9 protein-coding genes are annotated in these 9172 nt (G+C 72.7%); 4 read left to right on the top strand and 5 right to left on the bottom strand.

The window, feature by feature from the left end:
• The coding region (locus tag ACFFNX_RS33035; protein ID WP_446678540.1) for a hypothetical protein at window positions 1-307 on the top strand (307 nt) is incomplete at its 5' end.
• Here the strand turns inward: ACFFNX_RS33035 and ACFFNX_RS33040 are convergent.
• Complete coding sequence (locus ACFFNX_RS33040) at window positions 252-1205, bottom strand: amidohydrolase family protein (RefSeq protein WP_378209790.1); 954 nt, start codon at window positions 1203-1205, stop codon at window positions 252-254. The genes ACFFNX_RS33035 and ACFFNX_RS33040 overlap by 56 nt on opposite strands.
• 162 nt (window positions 1206-1367) lie before the next feature.
• Between ACFFNX_RS33040 and ACFFNX_RS33045 the strand changes: the two genes are divergently transcribed.
• Window positions 1368-1868 (top strand): DUF6194 family protein, encoded by a 501-nt coding sequence (locus ACFFNX_RS33045; protein ID WP_378209791.1) that lies wholly within the window; start codon window positions 1368-1370, stop codon window positions 1866-1868.
• Here the strand turns inward: ACFFNX_RS33045 and ACFFNX_RS33050 are convergent.
• The 4 genes from ACFFNX_RS33050 to ACFFNX_RS33065 form a co-directional block, all read right to left on the bottom strand.
• Window positions 1859-3955 (bottom strand): DUF6351 family protein, encoded by a 2097-nt coding sequence (locus ACFFNX_RS33050; RefSeq protein ID WP_378209792.1) that lies wholly within the window; start codon window positions 3953-3955, stop codon window positions 1859-1861. The two genes, ACFFNX_RS33045 and ACFFNX_RS33050, sit on opposite strands and share 10 nt — an antisense overlap.
• Before the next feature lie 94 nt (window positions 3956-4049).
• The gene (locus ACFFNX_RS33055; RefSeq protein WP_378209793.1) at window positions 4050-5192 is read right to left on the bottom strand and encodes a thiolase C-terminal domain-containing protein; all 1143 of its coding nucleotides are present in this window, start codon (window positions 5190-5192) and stop codon (window positions 4050-4052) included.
• A complete protein-coding gene (locus ACFFNX_RS33060) occupies window positions 5189-5611 on the bottom strand; it encodes a Zn-ribbon domain-containing OB-fold protein (RefSeq protein WP_378209794.1) in 423 nt (140 codons plus the stop codon). The genes ACFFNX_RS33055 and ACFFNX_RS33060 overlap by 4 nt, the downstream gene beginning before the upstream one ends.
• Before the next feature lie 98 nt (window positions 5612-5709).
• Complete coding sequence (locus tag ACFFNX_RS33065; RefSeq protein ID WP_378209795.1) at window positions 5710-5997, bottom strand: YiaA/YiaB family inner membrane protein; 288 nt, start codon at window positions 5995-5997, stop codon at window positions 5710-5712.
• 140 nt (window positions 5998-6137) lie between these two features.
• Here ACFFNX_RS33065 and ACFFNX_RS33070 point away from each other — a divergent pair, with 140 nt between their 5' ends.
• On the top strand, window positions 6138-6947 hold the full coding sequence (locus ACFFNX_RS33070; RefSeq protein ID WP_378209796.1) for a helix-turn-helix transcriptional regulator: 810 nt from the start codon (window positions 6138-6140) through the stop codon (window positions 6945-6947).
• Between the two features lie 430 nt (window positions 6948-7377).
• Window positions 7378-8775 carry an NB-ARC domain-containing protein gene (locus tag ACFFNX_RS33075; RefSeq protein ID WP_378209797.1) on the top strand — a complete coding sequence of 466 codons (1398 nt, stop codon included), beginning with the start codon at window positions 7378-7380 and terminating at the stop codon, window positions 8773-8775.
• Window positions 8776-9172 lie beyond the last annotated feature (397 nt).

A 9172-nucleotide genomic window follows, 5' to 3' on the forward strand; every position in this document is an offset into this window, starting at 1 on the left:
GGCCGCCTCGTTCGAGCACGTCCCGCCGGCCGGGGCGGCCGTGTCCGGGCCGGTCGAGGCGGTCGCCGCGGAGCCGTACGGGCTCGGCCGCGTCGGCGACCTCACCAGTGCCCACCTGCGTGCCCGCGACGCCGACCCCCGTTCCTCCTACGGCGACTTCGTGGCGGTGTCGCACCCGGTCGACGCCGAGCTCCCGCGACCTGCTCGACCCGGCGCCGCCGTACGGGACCTGTTGCTCGGGCTCGTCGTGCTCAGGTGCCGAATCGGTCGAGCAGCGGGAGGCCGTTCGTCGTCATCATCGCGGTGACCTCGTCCTGGTCGAGGAGCGGGGTCGCCTTGAGCTCGGCGGTGCCGGCGGTGACGATCACCTCGGGCGTCCACGGCCAGTCCGTTCCGTAGAGCAGGTGGGAGGGATCGGTCATCGCCAGCAGCGACGGCAGCTGCCGTGGGATCGGGAAACCGGCGAGGTCGTAGTACAGGTGCCGGAGCTGGCCGGTCACGTCGGGGCCGTCGCCCCCGACGACCATGCGCGCGAACTCCTCGACCCGGTCCGCGAGCGCCGCGAGGGCGCCGCCGCCGTGCGGGACCACCATCCGGATGCCCGGACGCCGGGCGATTCCGCCGCGCAGGAGCAGGTCGGCGACGGCCCGGGTGGTGTCGAACGGGAACTCGATCATCGGCCGTCCCCAGCCCCGCGAGACCGCCTCCGCGCCCGGCGGCGACGTCGGGTGGAGGACGATCAGCGCGCGCCGCCGGTCGAGGGCGTCCAGAACCGGCTCCATCGCCGGATCCCCGAGGTACAGTCCGCGGGCGTTCGTCTTCAGCGTGACGCCGTCGGCGTGCAGCTCGTCGTAGGCGTAGGCGATCTCGGCCAGCGCGCCCTCGACGTCGGGCAGCGGCAGCGAGGCCAGGAGGGCGAACCGGTCCGGGTGCCGGTCCCGCACGCTCGCGCTGAACTCGTTGACGTCGCGGGCCAGACGCCGCGCCGCGGCGTCGTCGCCGAAGTGGACTCCGGGCGATGACACCGAGGCCACCGCCACCCCGATCCCGCCCCGGTCCATCATGCGCAGCGCCTCGTCCTCGCTCCAGTGCGGGAAGCCCGTCATGCCGTCCGGGTTCCCGTACCCGGCGCCGATGGCCGCGTCCCGGTAGAAGTCGGGCACGAAGTGTGCGTGGAAGTCGATGACCGAACTGCGAGCCGACATCGTGATTCCTCCCCATCAAGCCGTTCTACGTGTGCGGGTACGTCCACACCACGATGGACGACATCGCGGGGTGAGCGGTATCGGCATTGAGGGTTCGGCTTGCTTTTCCCGGGATTTCTCATGGTAAGTCTCACAGGGTGCTCCAATGAGACGCTCGAACGTATGGAATCACAGCACGAGATCATCGCGTTCGTGTCGGCACTGCCCGGCGTCGTCGCGGAGACCGCCGGGGAGGAGACCGGGGCGCCGGAGGCCGCCTGGGGCGACTCCTTCTTCTTCCACGACCCTGACGGCGACATGCCCGCCGACCGCCGGATGCCCTTCGCCACCATCGTCACCAAGGACTACGACGGCTTCGACACCGCCTCGGACCTGAACCGCCCCGGTGTGTACCGTCTCAACATCGCCCTCGGCCGCGCCGCGTTCGAGGAACTGCTCGGCTACCCGCCCGCCGAGTACCCCTCACGGTCGGCGGACGTCGACCACACCGCCGTCGACACGCTGATCCCGCACCCGGTGTACGCGGCCCAGTCCTGGGTCGCCATCCTCAACCCCGGGGAGAGGACCACGGCCCTGGCGCGGTCCCTCCTCACCGACGCCCACGCCCGTGCGGTGCGGAGCCATCGCCGCCGCACCGCACGGGGGACCGGCGCTCAGCGGTAGGTCAGCCAGGCGCCGGCGGGCCTACGCCATCCGGTGGAGCGCCGGTCGTAGTCGCAGACGCCCGTGCGGAACGTCGCTCGCAGCCGCCGCTGCTCGTCCGCGGTGAAGGTGACCGGGTAGTCGCGGAAGTCCAGCGGCTTCAGCGCGCACTTCATGACGTCCATGGCGAGCGGTTCCCCGGCCACCAGGCGAGTATCGGCGGCCACCGGATAGCGTGCGCCGCACCGCCCGCCGGACGGGTAGGTGAGGGGCTCGCGGATCCGGTCCGCCGCCGACAGGTAGCAGCCGTCGGCCAGGTCGGCCGGCCGGTCCGCGAGGACCTTGTGCCGCAGGTCGCGGCCCGAGTGGTCGTCGTCGATGGCGGTGAGCCAGCGGTCCATGGCGTCCAGCTCGTACGCCGACGCGGCCGCGACCTGCGCCGGGGTCGTGTCGCTCTCGATGATGATCTGGTTGGCCGCCGTGCCGTTCGACCGCAGCAGGCGCTGCCGCATCGCGAACGACCACTCGGTCGTGTGGATGTCGTTCCCCGGCCCGGCGAGGTCGAGGTCGGTGCGCTGGTCGATGATCGGTGTCTGCCGCAGGCCCTGCGCGGCGGAGTTGACGATGTCGTTCGCGTACGCCGCCGCGAGCGCCTTCGGGTCGGCCTCGGTGCGGGCCGCCACGGGCTTTCCGGTGTAGTCGAGGCCGCCGATCGAGGTGTTGAGCGCGGTGAACTGCGCCGACGTGATCGCCCCTGCCTTCAACGCGGCCAGGCCGTACTGGATGCCGGTGTTGTCCAGCGTGCTGCGGACGAACCCGGTCCGCGGGTCACGGCCGAGCTGGTTCGCGAACTGCTCGTCGGCGTTGCACCGGACGCCGGAGGGGTTGGTCTCCGCGTTCCAGCGAGCGGAGACCGGAACGGCCGGGTCGCAGCTGTCCGTCGCGGTGGCGCGGCTGGCGAACGTCTGGTCCCACGACGGGCAGGTGGTGAAGTCGTTGAACCCGGCGATCGCCTTCTTCTGCGCGTCGGTGAACGCCGTCCCCGTACCGGCGAAGAAGCGGTCCAGCAGCCGGCAGTCCGTCACCGGACCGAGCGTGGTCAGCGGGTCGGGGAAGGAGACGCCGGGAACGATGCCGTCCACGATGCCCGGGTAGCTCTCGGCGATGTCGTACTGCTGGATCGCGCCGCCGGAGCCGCCCCAGCCGATCGTGTGGGCGACCGGCCCGTACGTCTCGACGAAGTGCTCCTTGACCATCATCGCGGCCTCGGCGGAGATGATCGGACTGCAGTTGTTGTCCAGCACGTTCAGCGTGGAGGAGGCGACGGCGTACCCCTGCCCCAGGAACAGGTCGTCCAGCACGCCGCCGGTCGAGCGGCCCTGGTGGTAGCCGGCGTTGCAGCCGCCGCCGAAGGTGTAGACGAGCCGGCCGTTCCAGCTCCGGTCCGGCGCGGTCGGCGAGGGCGCCGCTCCGTCGTACAGCGCCGCGATCTCGTACACCGCGCGGTCGATGGTGCCGCGCTCGACCCGCACGATGTAGGGGACCGTCGCGCCGTTCACCGTCGCGGTGGCCAGGTCGGCCGGCCGCGCGGAGGGGTCGGCGAGCGGCGCGTACGCCCCGGCGGTCGTGCGGTACTGGTAGGTGACCTGCGTGGGCGCCGAGCAGTACGGCTGGGCGGCCGCCGGCAGCCCGAACGCCTCGGTCTCGCAGTAGAACGGGAGTTGCCGGCGGCCGGAGAAGACCGGCCCGGTGATCGGATGGTTCACGACGCGCAGCGTGGCGCGGGCGCCCGCCTGCCGGGCGTCGATCGTGTTCGCGCCGTCGCGCAGGCCGCCGACCGGCCCGAGAAGGCTGCCGTCGGCCTCGCGGCGCAGTCCCGCGGTGACGTCGTGCCCGTTCGCGGTGACGGTCGTCCGGCGCGAGCCCGCCGGGACGACGCGGATCAGCACCTGGCCGCCGCTGACGAGGTCGGGCCGGGGATTGGACACGGACGTGATGGTCAGGCGCTCGTGCGAGGCCGGCGACGCGCTTGCCGCGCCCGGCACGAGAGGCAACGCCGTCGCCAGCGCAACGCAGGCGACGGTGAGGAGCCGTCGTCGATCTGCCACGGGCCACTCCGCTCACTCGGGGCGCCGCGGGGGCGCGGCGCCGGGGGGATCGGCCGCCGCCCGAGGAGGCACGGGCGGACGCCGGGGACCAGTGTCAGGGCAGACGGTTCGCGAGCACCAGTGTGGCGGCGGACATGAACATTCCGCCGTTGCCGAGGACGACCCCGATCTGGACGCCGGGCACCTGCGCCGCGGCCTCGCCGCGGAGCTGCCGGATCGACTCCTGCATCGCGAACATGCCGTACATCCCGGTATGGGTGTAGGACAGGCCGCCGCCGTTGGTGTTCATCGGCAGCCGGCCGCCCGGGGAGGTGTGCCCCTCGGCGATGAAGGCGCCGGCCTCGCCCCGCCCGACGAAGCCCATGTCCTCCAGCCCGTAGATCGGGACGTGCGCGAACGCGTCGTAGATCATCAGGTGGTCGACGTCGTCGTGGGTGATCTTCGCCTCGGCGAACGCCGCCTGGCTCGACAGCCGGAACGACCGCGACGTGGTGAAGTCCTCCATCTGGGAGATGATCGGCGACTCGGCCGACTCGCCGGCGCCCAGGACGTGGACGGGCGGCCTGCGGGTGCCGAGCGCCTCGGCGCGCTCGCGCGAGGTGAGGACCAGCGCCCCGCCGCCGTCGGTGACGAGGCAGCATTCGAGCAGGTGGAAGGGGTAGGCGACGAGCCGCGAGGAGAGCACGTCCTCGACGGTGACCAGGTCGCGCATTGCGGCGCGCGGGTTGCGGCTGGACCACCGGCGCTGGGCGACCGCGACCGAGGCGAGCTCCTCGTGGGTGAGCCCGGTCTCCTTCATGTACCGCAGCGCGGTGACGGTGAAGGTCGTGGCCGGTCCCGTCGTCCCGTACGGCAGCTCGAACTGGCCCGGCAGCGAGTCGGGCCCGAACGCCCGCGGCGGCGCGCCGACCCGCGACCGCCCGGACTCGCCGTGCGTGACGAGCACGGTGTGGCACAGGCCGGCCTCGATCGCCGCCATCGCGTGGCGTACGTGGAACAGGAACGACGTGCCGCCGACCGAGGTGCCGTCGAGCCAGGCCGGGGCGATGCCCAGCGCGTGCGCGACCTGGACCGGGCCGGGCGTGCCGACCGTCGCGACCCCGTCGATGTCGTCCTTGGTCAGGCCCGCGTCGGCGAGGGCGTTGCGCGCGCCCTCCAGGTGCAGCCGGAACGCCGAGTGTTCCGGCAGCCGGCCCACCTCGTCGGTCTCGGCCGCGCCGACGATGACGGTGCTCACGGGCCCTCCTCCGTCGGCTCGAAGAGCGGAACGTGCACGTCGCCGCGCGGCTCGAACACCACGCGCAGCGGCATGTTCAGCTCGAGGTTCGCCGGAGTGATCTCGGTGTGCACGATGTTGGTCATCATCCGCACGCCCTCCTCCAGCTCCACGACGGCGATCGCGTACGGACCGTCGTCGGCGAAGCCCGGCGCCGGGCGATGGCTGATGACGTAGGAGTAGAGCCTGGCCCGTCCGCTGGCCGTCACCCACTCCACGTCGGACGACCCGCAGTGGGGGCAGATCGGGCGCGGGTAGAAGTAGTGCCGCGCGCAGGCGACGCAGCGCTGGATCCGCAGCTCACCGGCTGCGGCGCCGTCCCAGAACGGGCGCGTCTCGGGTGTCGGTCGGGGAATCGCCTTGGACTGGTCGGCGGACATGCGTCGCCCCTTCGGTGGAGCCTGAGCGCTTCCTCACGGATGCGACGCTAATTCTAGAACGCTTTTCTAGAAGTCGGCCAGCCCCCATGATCTGGGGGTCACGTGTCGACCTTGAACGGGTCGTGTTCGGTGAGCAGCTTGTCCAGCCGGGCCTGATCCACCCGCCCGACGAAGGTGGCCGTCTCCAGCCGGTCCCGAATGCACTTGGCAAGGCTGAACGTGGAGGTCACCGCGTACAGCAGCGCGAGCCCCAGGAACGCCCTGATCCATCCGCCGACCGGAAGATAGGCGATGCCGATCACGCAGGCCGCCAGTGAAACCCCGAACGAGATGGCCGCCTGAACCAGGAACGCGGCCGTGGTGCTTGATCTGACCGTTGTGCTCATGTCCACATCGTCCGCTCGTGCGGACTCGCCCACATGAGTAGGAGTACTCAACTCACTCCCGTGCCGGGGACCGGTTCCGCGTGACCTTGACGCCCGATCAGCTACCCGCTGTCTATCGGCTCGCCGTCAGGGGGTGGACCATGCAGGACGCACTGCTGGCGATGCTCGCCAAAGAGCCGTCGCCCGGCTACGACCTGCGCGCCCGGCTGCGGCGGGCGCTCGGGCCGCTGGGCGAGTCGATGAACGCGGGCCAGGTCTGTGCGGCCCTGACCCGGCTGGAGAAGGCGGGCCTTGTCGGCTGCGAACCGGCGGACGGGCTGCCGAACCGGCCGGACCGCAAGGTGTACGCGCTGACGCCGGCCGGACAGCAGCGGGTGGCCGACAGGCTGCGCGAGGTGAGCTGGCCGAAGCCGGACCTGGCGGACCTCCACCTCAAACTCGCCGCGGCGGCCGCCGCCCGGCTGATCGAGCCCGCCATCATCAATCCCAGCGCCGGCCTCATCACCGCCGCCACCAGGCCGACCGGCGGCACCATCGCCATCACGACCATCGTCGTCCTGGCCGTGGCGGGCCTCATGACCCTGGGCCCGACCGTACGGGCCCGGCGCACCGCGACCGTCACCGCACTCGCCGACACCGCCCACCAGCCCCAACACCCGGGCGCACCTGACCAGGGTGTCCGCGTTGCTGCCGACGCCCTCGGCGCCACCCCCGGGCAGATCACCGCCGGACTCTCCACCGCACAACTACTGCCGACCCTGCCGGGCGCGTTCGCCGGCATCCCCCTGGGCGTCATCCTGTGCCTTGCCCTCAGCGCACCGAACGCGGCCTGGCCCTCTGCGTGGCTGCTGCTCGCCGTCCTGCCCGCGACGGCGGCACTCGGCGCCGTACCCGCCCGCATCGCAGCCCACCGATCCGTGGCCCGAACCCTCAGCGCCGAAGCGGCGTGAGCGGGACCGGTTTCGTACGCCCCCGCCACCTGCGATCGCCTGGGTACCTCCCCGCGCCGGTGACGAGGACGCGCTCAGCCGCAGCGCGGCGCCCGGCTCGGTCGCCGTCCCCGCCTTGGCGCGCTGGAGCGATCCGGCCTTCCCGAACCCGCACGACGGACACTCCACGAGCTGCGGGCCGCGACCGTGCCCGCTCGCGTTGATTCCGCGTTGATCAGACGTTGATCGCCGCCCCGCAGAATCTTTCACGTGGACGGGCCGAGGGGGTATTGGCCCGGCCATTCGCCCGGAGGCCAATGCCGCTGCGTTGCCGGGCGAGACGGGGGTGGCGACCCGTGCCGGACCGGCCGGGAAGCCGGGGCCCTGCACCGGAGGTGACGGACCGGTGCAGGGCTCTCTTTCTCGACACGTTCACGCGGAGGAACCTGTGATGCCGTACCGGCTCCCGCCGGACATCGGGGACTTCGTCGGACGAAGCGGCGCCGTCGCCGAGCTGATCGGCGTGCTCGAGTCCGGCGCGTCGATGCCGATCGCCGCCGTGAACGGCATGGGCGGTGTCGGCAAGACCACTCTCGCGGTGCACGTCGCGCACGCCGTACGGCAACGGTTCTCGGGCGGCCTCCTGTACGTCGACCTGCGCGGGATGGCCGATCGCCCGGCCGAGCCGTACGCCGTGCTCGGCGGGTTGCTGCGCGCCCTCGGCCGAGGCGAGGTCCCCGACGCGCCGGAGGAACGCGCGGCGCTCTACCGATCCGAACTGGCCGACCGGCGGGTGCTGGTGCTGCTGGACGACGCGCGCGGCCCGGCTCAGGTATGGCCTCTGCTGCCCGGGACGCCCGGGTCCGCGGTGCTGGTGACGAGCCGTGCCACGATGGCCGGACTGCCCGGGGTCCGGCGGCTCGACCTCGACGTGCTGGAGCCGTACGAGGCGGTGGCGCTCCTGGAGAGCGCGGCCGGCGCGGAGCGCGTGGCGGCCGAGCGCGCCGCGGCTCTCGACCTGGTGGCCGCCTGCGGGTTCCTGCCGCTGGCCGTACGCGGCGCCGGGGCGTGGCTGGCGGCCCGCCCCTCGCTGCGGATCGGCACCCTGGCCCGCCGTCTCGCCCGTGGCCGGATGGAGGAACTGCCCGCGGCCGTCGCCTGTTTCCGGCTGGGCTATGACCTGCTGGGAAGGGACGAGGCACGGGCGTTCCGGCTGCTGGCGCTGGCCGACGGGCCCGGCTTCTCGACCGGCGCCGCCGGTGCCGCGCTCGGCCTGCGACCCCAGCACGCGGACGACATCCTGGAGACGCTGGCCGACCTGAGCCTGCTGGAGAGCTGCGCCCCGGGCCGGTACCGCTTTCACGACCTGCTCCGGCTCTTCGCGCTGAACCGTTCCGGCACCCGGGAGGAGCGCGTACGAGCCCTGCGCCGTCTACTCGACCACTACCTCGCGGCGGCGCGCGACGCGACCAGGGTCCTGGGCACGCCGCCGTCGAAGAGGGACGTCCAAGCGCGCGGCCTCACCCGCGAGGCCGCGCGCGCATGGCTGTTCGTCGAACAGGACGCCATTCTCACCGCGGTCGAGCGCGCCGCGTACGAGCCCGGCGGACCACTGACCCAGGCGGCGAAGCTGCTACTGATCGTGGCGCAGATCCTGGACCGAGAGTGGAGCCCCGGCCGCCTGCGCAACGCCGCACGCGCGCTCCGCGAGGCACGATGCCGCCGCACCCGGGACGCCGCCCTACTCGGCGAGACGACGCTCCGAGGCCAACGCGCCGCCGATGCCGACGAGAGCGAGGACCCGACCCGCGAGCCCTTAGCCGCGGCCTGGGAACCACCGGAGACCTGAGAGCCCGGGGCGGACGGTGCCGGTGGTGCGGATGGCCGGTGATGTTCCAATGTGCGGTGGTGGCGCGGTACGTGGTGGACCGACGTGGTGGTGCGGTGCCCGTGCGCGGTTGGTGAGGCGCGGTGCGTGTCCCGTCCCGTCCCCGATGGCTCTCAGAGCTCCGGCGACCGTGTCGGCCCGCTGAAGTTCGCAGCGATGGGGGAGTCGTCGGAAGCCTGAGCGGGCAGCTGGAGACGGCGCGCCCGTGAAACGTCGGCAGGGCCGCGCCGCCGTCCCGAGCCGTGGCAGTGGACGCCGTCGGCATCTCGGCGAGGCGCCGCCGGGCCACCACGAAGGTCTCGCTCACCACCTCGCCGGCGGCCTGGCGCCCGGGCCCTCGGCCGGGCCGTGACGGCCG

The organism is Actinoallomurus acaciae (assembly GCF_042429965.1).
Lineage (GTDB): Bacteria > Actinomycetota > Actinomycetes > Streptosporangiales > Streptosporangiaceae > Actinoallomurus > Actinoallomurus acaciae.